At 69.5% G+C, this 15,086-nt stretch carries 15 protein-coding genes; 10 read left to right on the plus strand and 5 right to left on the minus strand.

Features of this window, described 5'->3' with window-relative positions:
* The first annotated feature begins 7 nt into the window (after positions 1 to 7).
* The 6 genes from EAO79_RS10760 (at position 8) to EAO79_RS10785 (ending at position 6,049) form a co-directional block, all read left to right on the plus strand.
* The gene (locus tag EAO79_RS10760; protein WP_124768972.1) at positions 8 to 637 is read left to right on the plus strand and encodes a TetR/AcrR family transcriptional regulator; all 630 of its coding nucleotides are present in this window, start codon (positions 8 to 10) and stop codon (positions 635 to 637) included.
* Positions 634 to 1,890, plus strand: coding sequence for an MFS transporter (locus tag EAO79_RS10765; RefSeq protein WP_124768973.1), 1,257 nt, complete (start codon positions 634 to 636; stop codon positions 1,888 to 1,890). The genes EAO79_RS10760 and EAO79_RS10765 overlap by 4 nt, the downstream gene beginning before the upstream one ends.
* Complete coding sequence (locus EAO79_RS10770; RefSeq protein WP_124768974.1) at positions 1,890 to 3,134, plus strand: alanine racemase; 1,245 nt, start codon at positions 1,890 to 1,892, stop codon at positions 3,132 to 3,134. Before EAO79_RS10765 ends, EAO79_RS10770 begins: the two co-directional genes overlap by 1 nt.
* Positions 3,134 to 4,444 carry a D-arabinono-1,4-lactone oxidase gene (locus EAO79_RS10775; protein WP_124768975.1) on the plus strand — a complete coding sequence of 437 codons (1,311 nt, stop codon included), beginning with the start codon at positions 3,134 to 3,136 and terminating at the stop codon, positions 4,442 to 4,444. The genes EAO79_RS10770 and EAO79_RS10775 overlap by 1 nt, the downstream gene beginning before the upstream one ends.
* Before the next feature lie 134 nt (positions 4,445 to 4,578).
* On the plus strand, positions 4,579 to 5,145 hold the full coding sequence (locus tag EAO79_RS10780) for a LemA family protein (RefSeq protein WP_064296457.1): 567 nt from the start codon (positions 4,579 to 4,581) through the stop codon (positions 5,143 to 5,145).
* Between the two features lie 19 nt (positions 5,146 to 5,164).
* Positions 5,165 to 6,049: a M48 family metalloprotease gene (locus EAO79_RS10785; RefSeq protein WP_124768976.1), complete on the plus strand. Its 885-nt coding sequence runs from the start codon at positions 5,165 to 5,167 to the stop codon at positions 6,047 to 6,049.
* Between the two features lie 80 nt (positions 6,050 to 6,129).
* Here EAO79_RS10785 and EAO79_RS10790 read toward each other — a convergent pair whose 3' ends face one another.
* Entirely contained in the window at positions 6,130 to 7,665 is a 1,536-nt protein-coding gene (locus EAO79_RS10790) for a hypothetical protein (RefSeq protein WP_124768977.1), read from the minus strand.
* A 38-nt stretch (positions 7,666 to 7,703) separates the two neighbouring features.
* A complete protein-coding gene (locus tag EAO79_RS10795) occupies positions 7,704 to 9,050 on the minus strand; it encodes a winged helix-turn-helix domain-containing protein (protein WP_124768978.1) in 1,347 nt (448 codons plus the stop codon).
* Between the two features lie 111 nt (positions 9,051 to 9,161).
* Here EAO79_RS10795 and EAO79_RS10800 point away from each other — a divergent pair, with 111 nt between their 5' ends.
* Entirely contained in the window at positions 9,162 to 10,484 is a 1,323-nt protein-coding gene (locus EAO79_RS10800; RefSeq protein ID WP_124768979.1) for an AI-2E family transporter, read from the plus strand.
* The gene (gene ilvA, locus EAO79_RS10805; protein ID WP_124768980.1) at positions 10,481 to 11,737 is read left to right on the plus strand and encodes a threonine ammonia-lyase; all 1,257 of its coding nucleotides are present in this window, start codon (positions 10,481 to 10,483) and stop codon (positions 11,735 to 11,737) included. The genes EAO79_RS10800 and ilvA overlap by 4 nt, the downstream gene beginning before the upstream one ends.
* Before the next feature lie 85 nt (positions 11,738 to 11,822).
* Here ilvA and greA read toward each other — a convergent pair whose 3' ends face one another.
* Together greA and EAO79_RS19085 are read right to left on the minus strand one after the other, a co-directional pair.
* Positions 11,823 to 12,314: a transcription elongation factor GreA gene (gene greA / locus EAO79_RS10810; RefSeq protein ID WP_229938696.1), complete on the minus strand. Its 492-nt coding sequence runs from the start codon at positions 12,312 to 12,314 to the stop codon at positions 11,823 to 11,825.
* 156 nt (positions 12,315 to 12,470) lie between these two features.
* On the minus strand, positions 12,471 to 12,905 hold the full coding sequence (locus EAO79_RS19085) for a DUF4307 domain-containing protein (protein ID WP_159878183.1): 435 nt from the start codon (positions 12,903 to 12,905) through the stop codon (positions 12,471 to 12,473).
* A 168-nt stretch (positions 12,906 to 13,073) separates the two neighbouring features.
* Between EAO79_RS19085 and mca the strand changes: the two genes are divergently transcribed.
* Positions 13,074 to 13,949 (plus strand): mycothiol conjugate amidase Mca, encoded by an 876-nt coding sequence (gene mca / locus EAO79_RS10820; RefSeq protein ID WP_079706259.1) that lies wholly within the window; start codon positions 13,074 to 13,076, stop codon positions 13,947 to 13,949.
* Positions 13,946 to 14,269 carry a hypothetical protein gene (locus EAO79_RS10825; protein ID WP_241160854.1) on the plus strand — a complete coding sequence of 108 codons (324 nt, stop codon included), beginning with the start codon at positions 13,946 to 13,948 and terminating at the stop codon, positions 14,267 to 14,269. The genes mca and EAO79_RS10825 overlap by 4 nt, the downstream gene beginning before the upstream one ends.
* A gap of 43 nt (positions 14,270 to 14,312) precedes the next feature.
* Here the strand turns inward: EAO79_RS10825 and EAO79_RS10830 are convergent, their stop codons facing one another.
* Complete coding sequence (locus EAO79_RS10830; protein WP_124768982.1) at positions 14,313 to 15,029, minus strand: hemolysin III family protein; 717 nt, start codon at positions 15,027 to 15,029, stop codon at positions 14,313 to 14,315.
* Positions 15,030 to 15,086: the final 57 nt, after the last annotated feature.

Here is a 15,086-nt window from a genome sequence, read left to right on the forward strand (position 1 = left end):
GGTTGCGATGCCGAGGATCTCCGTTGTCGACCGACGAGCCGAGCTGATCAGCGCCGCCCTCCGCGTCGTCGCAGCCGAGGGCGTCGCCGCCGCCACGACCAGGGCCATCGTGGCCGAGGCCGGGATGTCGCTGGCCAGCTTCCACTACGCCTTCGCCTCCCGCGACGAACTCCTCGCCGAACTGGTCGCGCACGTCGTCGAGCATGAACGCGTCGTCCTCGACGTCGGCGAGCTGCTGACGGACGAGGAGGCCAGTCAGGAGCATCCGCCCACTCTCGAGGCCGTCGTCCGTGCCGGCCTCGAACGCTACGTCGACCTCCTCCGCGCCGATCCGGCTCGGGAGGCGGCGATGCAGGAGCTCAGCGCCTACGCGATGCGGACGCCGGGCCTCGAGCACCTCGCGCTCGAGCAGTACCGACGGTACGAGGAGCTCGCGCGTGAGGCGCTCGCGCTCGCCGCCAGGGTCAGCGGCAGCACCTGGACGCAGCCCGTCGACGAGATCGCGCGGACCGTCATCGCCTTCACGGACGGCCTGACACTCGGCTGGCTGGTGCGACGCGACGATGCCGAAGCCCGGCGACTCGTCGGGACGGTGGCGCACCTCGTCGCAACCCTCGCCGAACCGGGATCGAGATGAGCGGCCTCGGCACCGCGGCAGTCGACCACCCGGCCGACCGACGGGTCACCGGGCGCTGGGTCGCCGCCTTCGCGGTCGCCTGGCTGGGCGTCTGGATGGCCCAGCTCGCCCCGCTGCAGCTCCTTCTGCCCGCGCAGATCGACGCGACGCTCGCTCCCGAGCACTGGGTGGACAGCGTCGTCGCCTTCGGTGTCGTCGCCGGGGCGGCCGGACTCTGCTCCATCGTCGTGTATCCGCTGACGGGCGCCCTGTCCGACCGCACACGGTCGCGGTTCGGGAGACGCCGCCCGTGGATCGCAGCTGGTGCGCTCGTCTTCGCCCTGGGGCTCGTCCTCCTCGGACTCCAGACCGGCATCGTCGGCATCGGCGTCTGCTGGTGCCTCGCCATCATCGGCTTCTGCATCCTCGGAGCGGCGCTCACCGCGACCATCTCCGATCAGGTGCCCGTGGGGCAGCGCGGCTTCGTCTCGGGGTGGATCTCCGCTCCGCAGGCCGTCGGGGTCATCCTCGGCATCGCCCTCCTGCTCCTGCTCGGCACCCAGATGGTCGTGGGGTACCTGGCGCTCGCCGTCCTCCTCATCGTGCTCGTCGTGCCGTTCCTGCGGCTACCCGATCCACTCCCGACGGGTGATCGACCCGTGCCACTCACCGCGCACGAGCTCCTGGAGAGCCTCTGGATCTCACCGCGACGCCATCCCGACTTCGCCTGGACCATGCTCAGCCGCGTCCTCGTGAACCTCGGCAACGCCTTCAGCACCTCGCTGCTGTTCTACTTCCTGCTCTTCGGGCTCGGGGACGCCGACGCCGAGACCGACCTCCTGCTGGTCACGGTCGTCTACACGGTGTTCGTCGTCGGGTCCTCGATCCTGCTCGGCCGACTGTCCGACCGCATCGGCCGACGACGAGTCTTCGTCGTCGCGGCCTCAGCCTCACAGGCGCTCGCCGCACTCCTGCTCGCGATCTGGCCCTCGCTGCCGATGGGGTTCGTGTCGGCGGCGCTCATCGGGCTCGGCTACGGCTGTTTCATGTCGGTCGACCAGGCGCTCGCAACGCAGGTCCTGCCGGACCCGGCGTCGCACGGCAAGGACCTCGGCATCATGAACATCGCCCAGGCGGTGCCGCAGGCGGTCGCTCCGCTCATCGGCGCCTGCCTCGTCGCCTGGCTCGGCGGATTCGCCGGCCTCTACCTCGTCTCCGCGGCCTGCGCCGTCGCAGGGGCGGTCGCCGTCACCCGAGTACGAGGAGTGCGCTGATGAGCATCGAACTGACCGCAGGCGGCCGGGTGTCCGACCCGATGCCCTGGCTCGACCCGAGACGGTACTGGGGCGGTATCGAGCGGGCCGTGTCGGACGTCGACTCGCCCGTCGCCGTCCTGCAGCTCGGAGCCCTCCGCCACAACACGCACGACATGCTCCGACGGGCCGCGGGGAAACCGATCCGCGTCGCCAGCAAATCCATCCGTGTCCGAGCGGTGATCGACGCGCTCCTCAGACAACCCGGATACGCCGGCGTGCTGGCCTACTCCCTGTCCGAGGCGCTCTGGTTGTCCGAGACGGTGGACGACATCGTGGTCGGCTACCCGACGGCGGAGCGGGGTGCCATCGCGCGGCTGGCAGCCGACGAACGGGCGGCCTCGCGGATCACCCTGATGATCGACTCCCTCGACCACCTCGACCTCGTCGACGCGGTGACACCTCCGGAGCGACGTGCACGCATCCGCGTGTGCATCGAGCTCGACGCCTCGTTCCGCGCGCCCGCCCTCGGCCACGTCGGTGTCCGCCGCTCGCCCCTGCGCACGCCGGACGAGGTCCGGGCTCTCGCGGAGGCGGTCGTCGCCCGACCCGGTTTCAGCCTGGTCGGGATCATGGCCTACGAGGCGCAGATCGCCGGGCAGGGGGACGACCTCGCGGGTCGACCGGCGTGGTCGGCTGCGCTCCGCGCGATCCAGCGGCGCTCGTGGGCCGAACTCCGGGAACGTCGTGCCGCCGTGGTCGCGGAGGTGCGAGCGGTCGCGGAGCTGGAGTTCGTCAACGGCGGCGGGACGGGATCCCTGGAGCTCACCGCGTCCGACGACTCGGTGACCGAGATCGCCGCCGGGAGTGGCGTCTTCGGCGGACACCTCTTCGACCACTACCGGGCGTTCACCCCGGCACCGGCCGCGGCATTCGGTCTGTCGGTCGTCCGGAAGCCGTCGCCGGAGCTCGCGACGATCCTCGGCGGCGGATGGGTCGCCTCCGGTCCGCCAGGGCTCGACCGCCTCCCGCTCATCGCGTGGCCGGAGGGCCTCGAGATGCTCCCGCGGGAGATGGCCGGCGAGGTGCAGACGCCGGTCTCCGGGGCTGCGGCTGCGTCGCTCCGGCTCGGTGACCGCGTCTGGTTGCGGCACACGAAGTCCGGGGAGCTCAGCGAACGGGTGGACGCCTTCCACGTGGTCGGGGACGACGGGGTGGAAGCCGTCCTACCGACGTACCGCGGCGAAGGGCAGGGGTTCGTCTGATGGGGAAGACGACATCGTGGACGAACTGGGCGCGGACCGAGCGGGCATGGCCCGTGCGGGTCGAGCGGCCCGACTCGGTCGGCGCGGTGCAGCGCCTCGTGCGTGCTGCAGCGGGGGCGGGCCTTCCGATCAAGGCGGTCGGAGCCGGACACAGCTTCACCGGGATCGCCGTCGCGCCCGGTGTGCTGCTCGAGCTCGACGCCCTGAGCGGTCTGGTCCGGGTCGATCGGGAACGCAACCGCGTGACCCTCCGCGCCGGTACGCGCCTCCATGACATCCCGCGCCTCCTCGAACCGTACGGTCTCGCCATGCCGAACCTCGGCGACATCGACCGGCAGTCCGTGGCCGGCGCGATCTCCACTGGCACACACGGGACCGGGATGGCGTTCGGCGGCATCGCGACGCAGGTCGTCGGGGTGACGATGGTGACGGCGGAGGGCGAGCTGCTGACGTCGGACGCCCAGCAGGAACCAGGGCTCCTCCCGGCGCTGGCGCTCGGGCTCGGAGCGCTCGGGATCCTCGTCGAGGTCACGCTGCAGTGCGTCCCGGCGTTCGTACTGCACGCGGTGGAACGGCCTGAGTCGCTCGACGAGCTGCTGCCAGCGCTGCTCGACCGGGCCGCCGCCGTCGACCACTTCGAGTTCTACTGGTTCCCGCACACCGCGACCGCCCTGACCAAGACGAACCACCGGCTGCCGGGTGACGCGCCCACCAGGCCACTCCGCCCGGTCGCGAAGTGGGTCGACGACACGCTCCTCGCCAACGGGGTCTACCGGGTCCTCTGCAACACGGGCGTCGTCGCGCCGGCCACCGTCCCGCGCGTGAACCGGCTCGCGGACCGCCTCGTCGGCGACCGTGAGTTCACCGATCGGTCGACGCGCGTGTTCACCACGAGCCGCACGGTGCGGTTCGTGGAGATGGAGTACGCGGTGCCGCTCGAGCACCTCCCGACCGCGTTCGCCCGGATCCGCGCACTCATCGAGGAGCGGGGGTGGCGGATCTCCTTCCCCATCGAGGTCCGGGTCGCGGCGGCCGACGAGCTGTGGCTCTCCACGGCATCAGGTCGTGCGACCGGATACGTCGCCGTGCACCGCTTCTTCCGTGAGGACCCGGGGGAGTACTTCCGCGCCGTCGAGGCGATCATGATCGAGTTGGGCGGTCGGCCCCACTGGGGCAAACTGCACGGCCGTGACGCGTCGTCCCTGCGCGGCGTCTATCCTCGCTTCGACGAGTTCGTCCGCCTCCGCGACCGCCTCGACCCCGGCCGCCTGTTCGGCAACCGGTACCTCGCCCGCGTCCTCGGCGAGTGACGGCCCGCCGGGTGTCCGGTGCGTCCGCGCTGCACGCCTGCTGCGTGCTTCCTCCGAACTCCCCAAGGGCACCGGTGGGTCGCAGGTAGAATGAGCAGACCCGCTCTCCATCGACTCACAAGGAGCCCATCCTCATGGAATGGCTGATCCCAGTCCTCATCGTCGTCGCCCTGGTCGTCATCGTCGGCATCTACTTCTGGGTGACGTACAACTCGCTCGTGACGCTGAACGTGCGGGTCGAGGAAGCATGGAGCGACATCACCGTCCAGCTGAAGCGACGCGCCGACCTCATCCCGAACCTCATCGAGGCGGTCAAGGGGTACGCGGCGCACGAGAAGGCCGTGTTCGAGAACGTGACGAAGGCTCGTGCCGAGACGCTCACCGCGCAGGGGCCGGCGGCCGTGAGTGAGGCCGAGACCCACATGCAGCAGGCGCTGAAGAGCATCTTCGCCGTCGCGGAGGCCTACCCGCAGCTGCAGGCGAGCCAGAACTTCCTCCAGCTCCAGTCCGAGATCGTCGACACCGAGGACAAGATCCAGGCCTCGCGCCGCTTCTACAACGGCGGTGTCCGGGAGCTGAACACCAAGGTCAAGGTGTTCCCGAACAACCTGTTCGCCAAGGGCCTCGGCTTCTCGGAGCACGACTTCTTCGAGGTCACCGACAACGCGGCGATCGCCGAACCGCCGCGCGTCCAGTTCTGACGTGCGGTAGCGCAGTCCCATGTACCGCGCCATCGCCAGGAACAAGCTCAACACGGTCCTGATCTTCGTCGTCTTCCTGGTCATCATCGGCGGCCTCGGTTGGCTCGCGGGGTATCTCTACCAGAACCTGACGATCACGATCGTGGTGCTCGTCGTGGCCGTCGTGTACGCGGTGATCCAGTACTTCTTCGCCGGGCGGCAGGCCATCGCGATGACCGGTGCGCAGCGCATCGAGCTGGCCGACAACCCGAGGCTGTACCGCATCGTCGAGAACCTCGCGATCACCACCGGGACGCCGATGCCCGAGGTGTACCTCATCGTCGACCCGGCGCCCAACGCCTTCGCGACGGGTCGCGACCCCCAGCACGCGATGGTGGCCGCGACGACCGGCCTCCTCGAGATCCTCAACGACGCCGAGCTGGAGGGGGTCATGGCCCACGAACTCGGTCACGTCCGCAACTACGACATCCGCGTGTCCATGGTCGTCTTCGGGCTCGTCGTCGCGATCGGGTTCCTCTCCGACATGCTCCTCCGGATGACGATCTGGGGTGGCGGCAACCGGAACAACAACAACGGCGGCAACCCCGTCATGCTCATCATCGGCATCGTGGCGATGCTCGTGGCACCGCTGCTCGCGACGCTCGTCCAGCTGTCCATCTCACGGCAGCGTGAGTACCTCGCCGACGCGACGGGCGCCCTCACGACCCGTCACCCGGAAGCGCTCGCGAGCGCGCTGGGGAAGCTCGCCGCCTACGGTCGACCGATGGCGAAGCAGAACTCGTCCATGGCGCACCTCTGGATCTCCGACCCGTTGAAGCCCGGCGCGGTGGCCCGCTTGTTCAGCACCCACCCGCCGCTTGTCGAACGGATCAAGCGCCTGAGCACCATCGGCGGCGGCTTCTAGGCGAGGGCCTCCCGGCCCCGGATACACGAATGGGGCGGCACCCGGAGGTGCCGCCCCATTCGGCGTTCAGGCGAGAACCGTTACTCGGTCTGCTCGTCGGAGTCGAACGTCACCGTGACCTTGTCGTCGGCGTCGATCGTGATCTTGCCGGGGAAGTTCAGGTACGTGTCCCACACCTGCTGACCCGCCACGGCGCTGCCGTACCAGGAGGCGTCGAACGAGCCGTCGATCCGGCCGTCCGAGGTGTAGAAGTACGAACCGCTCTCATCGACTTCGACGGTCGGGGGAGAGGTGAGCGTCCAGGTCACCGGGCCGACACTCGTGAACTGCTTCTGCTGCCAGTCCGGCATGACGCCACAGGTGGTGTCGAGCGTGGTGGCGTCGAGGCACTTCTCGATCATCGCGACGACCTGCTTCGTGACCTCGGTCGTGAGCGCCTCGGTGGCGGTCACGTCGATGTCGATGAAGGCCGAACCCTCGCCGGCGCTGTACGAGCTCAGCGTGATGGTCTGGGCGTCGCCCTGCAGGTACTTGCTCTCCGGCGGAGCGACCGTGTAGATGGCCGGGTAGGCGAACAGGCTCTCGTCGGACGCGCCGTCGAAGTTGACGCCGTTGACGCTGAACGCCGTGCCACCGAGACCGGTGTAGACGTTGATGCTGCCGACGAGGGAGCTGGCGAGCTTCCACTGGTCGAAGAACAGGAACTGCTTGCCTTCGCTCTCGAGCGTGACCGAGTCCTCGTACTTCTTGCCACCGAGTTCGTACGTGACCTGCACGCGTGCCTCGCCGTTGCGGTTGTAGACGCGGCCGACCTCAGGGTTCTTGATGCGCTCGTCGGCGCCCTTCAGGACCTCGTTGGTGAGCAGTGCGGTCGGCTTGACGGCGGCCGGAGCCTCGGCTTCGGCGTCCGCATCCGGATCGGCCGACGCGGACGGGTCCGGGGTGGCCTCGGGCTCTGCGGACTCGTCGTCGGTGCTGCCGACGATCGAGGGGTCCGGTGCGACGAGGCTCGTCGCGAGCTTCGCGTCGCCGGCGGCGATGGCCTTGAGGTATTCCTCGACCTTCGCCTGCGGGCCGAACGCCGTGGTGTTCAGCACGCTGATGGTGATGGCGGCGGCGGCGATGAGCACGAGTGCACCACCGGCGATCGACGACCACAGGATGATCCGCTTCTTCTGCTTCGGGTCCATCGGCTGCTTCGGAGCGCCGGTCGCGTACGGGTTCTGCGCCGTCGCGTACTGGCCGTTGGGCTGCTGGCCCTGCTGGCCCTGCTGGTACGGGTTCTGGGCGCCGGGCTGCTGACCGGTCTGCTGACCGTAGGGAGCCGGGGGCGCCTGGTTCGGCGTCTGCTGCTGCCCGGACTGGTACGGGTTCTGCTGACCCTGCTGACCCTGCTGACCCTGCTGACCCTGCTGACCCTGCTGGTACGGGTTCGGCGTCTGCTGCTGGCCCTGCTGGTACGGGTTCGGCGTCTGCTGCTGGCCGGACTGGTACGGGTTGGGCTGCTGCTGACCCTGCTGGTACGAGGGCTGCTGGTCGCCCTGGGACGGCTGGTTGTGCTGCTCGCCCGGGTTCGGTCGGCCTGGTTGCTGTGGTGTGGTGTCGTCGTTGCTCATGGGCGGGTTCCCCTCGTTTCGGACCATGAAGGTGCTCATCAACTTAGCAGTCGGTGTGCATCCCCTGAGAGTGATTGCGCCTCCTGAGCATGGGGAGTAGTACCCATCTCCGGCGCGCGCGAGCCGGGGACGAGCCGGGTGCCGACCGCATGCGCGAGGGGCGCCGCCAGCGTCCCGCGGTCGACGACGACCACCGCGTCGAGTCCCTGCCAGCGGGCCGTCTGTTCGAGGAGCTCCGCGAGGCGTCCTGCGATCGCGTCGTCGGCGACGGGACGAAGCCCTCTGGCGACGGCATCCTGGTGTCCACGCTCGAACCAGGCGGACTGGACCCGCAGGACCCCGGCCTGCCGGTCGCTCTTCAGATCGACGCGCGCGACGATCTCACCGTCGATGAGAACCGGTAGCACGTAGTAGCCGTAGACGCGCTTGGGCTCCGGCGTGTAGATCTCGATTCGGTAGTGGAGTCCGAACATGCGGAGGGCGCGTTCGCGGAACCAGACGACGGGGTCGAACGGGCTGAGCAGCGCGGCCCCCTCGATCCGTCGCGGCCGTCGGGCGTCGCGGTGCAGCCACGCTTCCTGCGGCCCACCGCGTCGGTCCCAGCCGGCCACGGTCACGGGTTCGAGGACACCGGAGTCCACAAGCTCGTCGACAGCTCGGCGGACCGCGGTCTGCGGCTTGATCCGGAAGTAGTCCGCGAGGTCCGCGACGGTCGCGACGCCCTGCGCTGCCGCTGCCTGCTCGACGAGCGCACGGATCGCGTCGGGCCGGGCGACGTCGAGGTCGAGGAGGTGCTGCGGCAGCACGTGCTCGGCCAGCGCGTACCGGCGTTCGAACCGGTCGCGACCGGCCGTGACCACCTCGCCGTACAGGAACAGGACCTCCAACGCCCGTTTCACATCGGACCATCCCCACCACGGTCCGCGTCGGACGTTCGCGTCGTGTTCGATCTCGCTCGCCTTCAGCGGCCCCTCGACGCGCAGGAGCGCTCGGACCCAGTCCAACATCTCCGTGTTCTGGCTCGCCCAGGTGGTCTCGTCGCCGACATGCTTCGCGCGGTGCCCGTCCATCCGCCACCGGAACAACGGCCACGAGTCGCGGGGGATGAAGGCCGCCTCATGCGCCCAGTACTCGAGGTAGGGCGCGTCGACTCCGAGGGTCAGCCGATCCAGCAGCGTCTTGTCGTATCCGCCGAGCCTCGCGAACAGCGGCAGGTAGTGACTGCGCTCGAACACGTTGACGGAGTCGATCTGCAGGAGACCCAGGCGATCGATCGCCGAGCGCAGGGTGCGGGTACCCGCCGGAGTCGTGCGCTGCGGGGCGCCGAACCCTTGCGCACCGAGCGCGATCCGTCGGGCGAGGGCGGGGGAGAGGGAAGCGGACACGGCCCGACGCTAGCACCGGCGTCGGACACCCGCCGTGCACCGGCGGAAGCACCACCGCCCGTCCGGCGTCCACATGCGCTCACCGGCATGTGCCAGCCATACACTTGAGCAATGGCGGACGACACTCCGAAGACCTGGTGGGGACGCTTCCTTCCCGAAGCGGCCGCGCCCGTGCGCGAACCGGACCTGAGCGGGTCGAGCAGCGTCCCGCGCGGCATGCGCGTGGCCGCAGCGTGGTCCTGGCGGATCCTGCTGGTGGCCGCGGTCGTCGCGCTGCTCGTCTTCCTCGTCGTGCAGCTCCGCCTCATCGTGATCCCGCTGCTCATCGCCGTCCTCGTCTCCGCGCTCCTGAAGCCCGTCGTCGACGTCCTGGTGCGGCACCGCTGGCCGAAGGGTCTCGCCATCGCGCTCGCGATGGTCGGCACCCTCTCCGTGGTGAGCGGACTGATCTTCCTCGCGATCTCGCAGATCACCTCGCAGTTCGCCTCCGTGCAGGCCCGTACCATGACCGCCTACGGCGACTTCAAGGCCTTCCTGCTCGCCAGCCCGTTGCATGTGACCGAGACACAGCTCAACGACTTCATCGCCCAGGCGTTCGACTCGCTCCAGCAGGACAGCCAGGTCCTGCTCTCGGGCGCCCTGTCGATCGGTTCGACGCTCGGCCATGTCGCGACGGGCGTCTTCCTGACGCTCTTCTGTCTGCTGTTCATGCTCATCGACGGTCGGACGATCTGGCGTTGGACGGTGCGCGTCTTCCCGCAGCGGGCACGCCCCGCGGTCGACAGCGCCGGTCGCGCAGGGTGGCGGACGCTCGGCAACTACGTCCGCACACAGATCCTCGTGGCCTCGATCGACGCGGTCGGTATCGGACTCGGTGCGTTCTTCCTCGGCGTCCCGCTCGCGATCCCGGTGGCCGTGCTCGTCTTCCTCGGCTCGTTCGTGCCGATCGTCGGCGCCGTGGTGACCGGCGCCGTGGCCGTCTTCCTCGCGCTCGTCTACAACGGTCCCGTCATCGCGCTGCTCATGCTCGGCGTCGTGCTCCTCGTCCAGCAGCTCGAGGGTCACGTCCTGCAGCCGCTCATCATGGGTACGGCCGTCAAGGTCCACCCGCTCGCCGTCGTCCTCGCCGTCGCGGGCGGCACGCTCGTCGCCGGCATCCCCGGCGCCCTGTTCGCGGTGCCCGTGGTGGCCGTGATCAACGTGATGGTCCACACCATCGCCAGCGGCACCTGGCGGACCGGCGGCAGTGCTCCGCCGGAACCGGGTGCCGAAGGCGCCATCTGGCAGACCGTCCCGAGCCCCAGGCGAATCCGTCCGGGCTCCCGCTCGTCCCACGAGCCGCAGGATCGCCCAGGCGATCAGGAGCCCCAGCACCCCAGCGAAGACCTCCGAGAGACCTCGTCCCCAGAAAGTCCAGGACCCCGCACACCATGACCGATTCAACGATCACCACACCCGTGTTCCCCGGCCCGTCGCTCGCCGCGTTCGAGCGGGCCAGGGACACCCTCGTCGGCACCGTCCAGCGCACGCCGATGGAGAGTTCGCGCTACCTCGCCGACGTCCTCGGCGTGCCTGTGCACCTCAAGTGCGAGAACCTCCAGCGCACCGGCTCCTACAAGATCCGCGGCGCGTACAACCGCATGTCCAGCCTGACCCCTGAGGAGCGGGCGCGCGGCGTCGTCGCGGCCTCAGCGGGCAACCACGCGCAGGGTGTCGCCTTCGCCGCCCGTGAGCTCGGCATCACCGCGACCATCTTCATGCCGGTCGGCGTCCCGCTGCCGAAGCTCGCCGCCACGCGCGACTACGGTGCGCACGTCATCCTGCGCGGCCACACGGTGGCGGAACCGCTGATCGCCGCCGCCGAGTTTGCCGCGGAGACCGGTGCCATCCTCATCCCGCCGTTCGACCACCCGGACGTCATCACCGGGCAGGGCACGCTCGGGCTCGAGATCCTCGAGGAGGTCCCCGACGTCGAGACGGTCATCGTGCCGATCGGCGGCGGCGGGCTCATCTCGGGTGTCGCGGGTGTCATGAAGCAGCGCGCTGCCCTCGAAGGACGCACCATCCGCGTGATCGGCGTCCAGGCGGCGAACGCGGCCGCGTACCCGGCGTCGCTGGAAGCCGGAACCCCGACGACCATCACCGTGCAGCCGACCATCGCCGACGGCATCGCCGTGGCCCGTCCCGGTGAGCTCAACTTCGAGATGATCAGCGCCCTCGTCGACGAGGTCGTCACCGTCAGCGAAGACGACCTCGCCCGGGCGATCGTCGTCCTGCTCGAGCGCGCCAAGCTCGTCGTCGAACCTGCCGGCGCCGCCGGTGTCGCGGCGATCCTGGCCGGGAAGATCGAACCGACCGGCACGACGGTCACCATCCTCTCCGGCGGCAACATCGACCCGCTCCTGCTCCAGCGGGTCGTCAGTCACGGCCTCGCGGCGTCGGACCGCTACCTGACGCTGCGCATCCCGCTGCCCGACCGACCGGGGCAGCTCGCACGGACGGCGGAGCTCGTCGCGCAGGCCAACGCGAACGTCATCGAGGTGCTGCACACCCGACACGGCCACGGCTTGCAGATCAGCGACGTCGAACTCGAGCTCAGCATCGAGACGCGCGGGCCCGACCACCGCGACCTCGTCGTGCAGACACTCCGCGAGGCGGGGTACGACCCGCAGATCGTCGACGACTGATCCGACCGACGGAACACAGCAGGGCCCCGCCGTATCGGCGGGGCCCTGCTGCGTCTGGTCGGTCGCGAAGGCGCGACGTACCGGATCAGGAACCGGTGTAGGTCTCCACCGCGCTGATCGACACGGTGATCTCCTTGCCGTTCGGCGCCTCGTAGGTGGTCTTCTCGCCGATCTTCAGACCGAGGATGGCGGCGCCGAGCGGGCTGCCCTCGCTGTAGACGTCGAGGTCGGTGTTGCCGGCGATCTCGCGGCTGCCGAGGAGGAACCGCTCCTCGCCGCCAGCGACGACGGCCGTGATGACGGTGCCGGACTCCACGACACCACTGGACTGCGGTGCCTCGCTCACCTTGGCGTCGCGCAGCATCTGCGTGAGCGTCCGGATGCGGGCCTCCTGCTTGCCCTGCTCGTCCTTCGCGGCATGGTAACCGCCGTTCTCCTTGAGGTCGCCCTCTTCGCGAGCCGCTTCGATGCGCTTGGCGATCTCCTCGCGGCCCGTCGTGCTGAGGTGCTCGAGTTCCGCCTGGAGCCGGTCGAAGGCCTGCTGGGTGAGGAACGTCTCCTGGATCTGCTCGGACACGATGGAACTCCTTTGCATGGTGGGTCCGCACACGACGGCCGAAACGCCCGTCATATGCCAGACGCCCCGGCGGAATGCCGGGGCGTATGAAGTACTGCCTTCGAGTATCGCACGATCGGCGCGCGAGTGCGGTGCACGCGCCGACGCCGTCGCGGGTCAGGAGCGGCGCTCGACCACCCAACAGGTGTCGACGACGCCGGTGTTGCTGAGCTCCGTGGTGCGGACGCTCTCCGTGAAGGTGCGGGTGCGCTGCTCGGACGGCGGCAGCTCGACGACCTTCCATCCGACGACCGCGAACTGCTCGTTGAGCGCCTGGACCGAGCAGGCCATGGGGGTGTCCTGCGGACCGGTGACCTCGAAGGACACGCTGACCATCGTGTCGTCGACGATCTCGTGCGCCGTGTTGCGCGACTCGATGCTCGGCCGACTGCCGTCGAGACCGGCCCACACGACCCACGCGATGAAGACGACGGCGAACGCGGCGGCGGCCAGCCAGATCAGGCGGCGGTCGCGGGCACGGTTGCCAGGGGTGCGTCCGTATCGCGCCGCGATGGCGTCCTGAGGGCCGGCATCCTGCAGGGGAGAGGTCACGTCACGGGCTCCGGTTCGAACGGTTAAGCTGGACCAGGAGTGCGAGACGCCTCGAGGTCGACACCTCAAGCGTATTGCCTCTTCCTGGATGCGGAGTCCCGACCGCGTCGTCACGTCACGAGTCGCGAAGCGGTCCCCTCGCGCAGACCAGCCGGAAGGCGGAGCACCATGACCATGAGACTGCTCGCCGTGCACGCGCACCCCGACGACGAGTCGAGCAAGGGTGCGGCGACCCTCGCGCACTACCGGAGCCTCGGCGCCGAGGTCATGGTCGTCAGCTGCACCGGTGGTGAACGCGGCGACCTCCAGAACCCCGGACTCGCCGACGTCGCGATGATCGAGCGCGACCTCCCCGGCTACCGTCGCCTCGAGATGGCCGCGGCGCAGGAGATCCTCGACATCGAGCACCGGTGGCTCGGCTATCAGGACAGCGGGATGGCCCGCGACGACGGCACGGTCCCACCCGCGAGCTTCGCCGACATCCCCCTCGAGGTCTCGACCGGTGTGCTCGTGCGCATCGTCCGCTCCTTCCGGCCGCAGGTCATCATCACCTACGACGAGAACGGGGGCTACCCGCACCCCGACCACATCCGGTGCCACGAGGTGAGCGTCGCGGCGTTCGAAGCGGCGGCAGATCCCACGCGCTATCCCGAAGCGGGCGAGCCCTGGCGGGTCGACAAGCTGTACTACGACCGCTCGTTCAGCCCCGCCCGGCTCGAGGCCGTGTACGCCTACCTGTTGGAGCACCACCCCGACGACCCGGCGGTCGAGCGATTGGCCGAGATGCGCGAGTGGATGGCCGGCCGGCCCGATCTCGCGACGACGCACGTGCGCGTCGGCGACTTCTTCGAGGCGCGCGACGCCGCGCTCCGGGCGCACGGCAGCCAGGTGCCGCCAGACTCACCGTTCTTCTTCTGGCCCAACGACGTCCTCCGTGCCGCATGGCCGTTCGAGGACTACCAACTGGTCACGTCGCACGTCGCGTCGACCACCCCAGAGTCGGAGCTGTTCGACGGCATCGACACCAGCGAAGGAACCGCATGATGCACCACCTGTTCACCGAGGTCCTGTTGGCGGTCACGCCGTCGCCGTCGCCCTCGCCGGCGTTCGACGAGAACCAGGTGACGCCGGGACCGTGGGGCTTCGTGATCACCTTCGCCATCGCCGGCGTCGTCGTGTTCCTCGTCATCGACCTGGTGCGTCGCGTGCGCCGGGTCAACTACCGCGCGGAGATCGACGAGCGGCTCCAGGCCGAGGTCGCCGAGCGGGCAGCCGCGGACCGCGCGGGGAGCGACACCGGTGAGGCGGCCCCCGCAGGCGTCGAGGACGACCCTCGCCCGCCGTCGGACCAGTCGGCCCGCTGACACCACCACTGCGACGACTCGCCGCGCGCCGGGCCGCCGCTCGTCAGCGTTTGTAGACCGGGTCGATCGCGATCAGCAGGATCCCGGTCCAGTGACAGAGGAACGCGAGCACCGTGCACAGGTGGAAGAGCTCGTGGAACCCGAACCGCCCCGGCCAGGGGTTCGGTCGCTTCATCGCGTACATGGCCGCGCCGACCGTGTAGAACAGGCCACCGGCGGCGACGAGCACCATCGTGGCGAAGTTGCCGCGGGCGATGTCGCCAAGGTACGCGACCGCACCCCACCCGAGTGCCAGGTAGAGCGGGACGTAGAGCCACCGCGGAGCGTTGATCCAGAACACGCGGAAACCGATGCCGAGGAGCGCGCCGCCCCAGACGAGCACGAGCAGGAGGTTGCCCTGCGCCGGTGGTAGCGCGAGCACGGCGAGCGGCGTGTAGGTGCCGGCGATCAACAGGAAGATGTTGGCGTGGTCGATCCGCTTGAGGAGGAGCTTGACCGAGGGACGCCAGGAGAACCGGTGGTACAGCGCCGAGTTCCCGAAGAGCAGCATCGAGGTGAGCACGAAGACCGTCGAACTCCACTTCGCGGCCGCGCCCTGTGCGAGCACGACGAGGACGATCCCGGCGACGATCGAGATGGGGAAGATCCCGGCGTGCAGCCATCCGCGCCAGGTCGGTTTGACCTCCTCCGGTGCGGCGGCATCGTCGGCGGCGACCTCGAGCAACGGCAGCTTCGGCAGCTCGGGGTCTCCACTCGTCATGGGTCCAGGATACGGGGTGGCACGGAACGCGTACTGGGAGCGATGCAGGAAACTGCA

The sequence above is a fragment of the Plantibacter sp. PA-3-X8 genome (assembly GCF_003856975.1).
Classification (GTDB): domain Bacteria; phylum Actinomycetota; class Actinomycetes; order Actinomycetales; family Microbacteriaceae; genus Plantibacter; species Plantibacter auratus.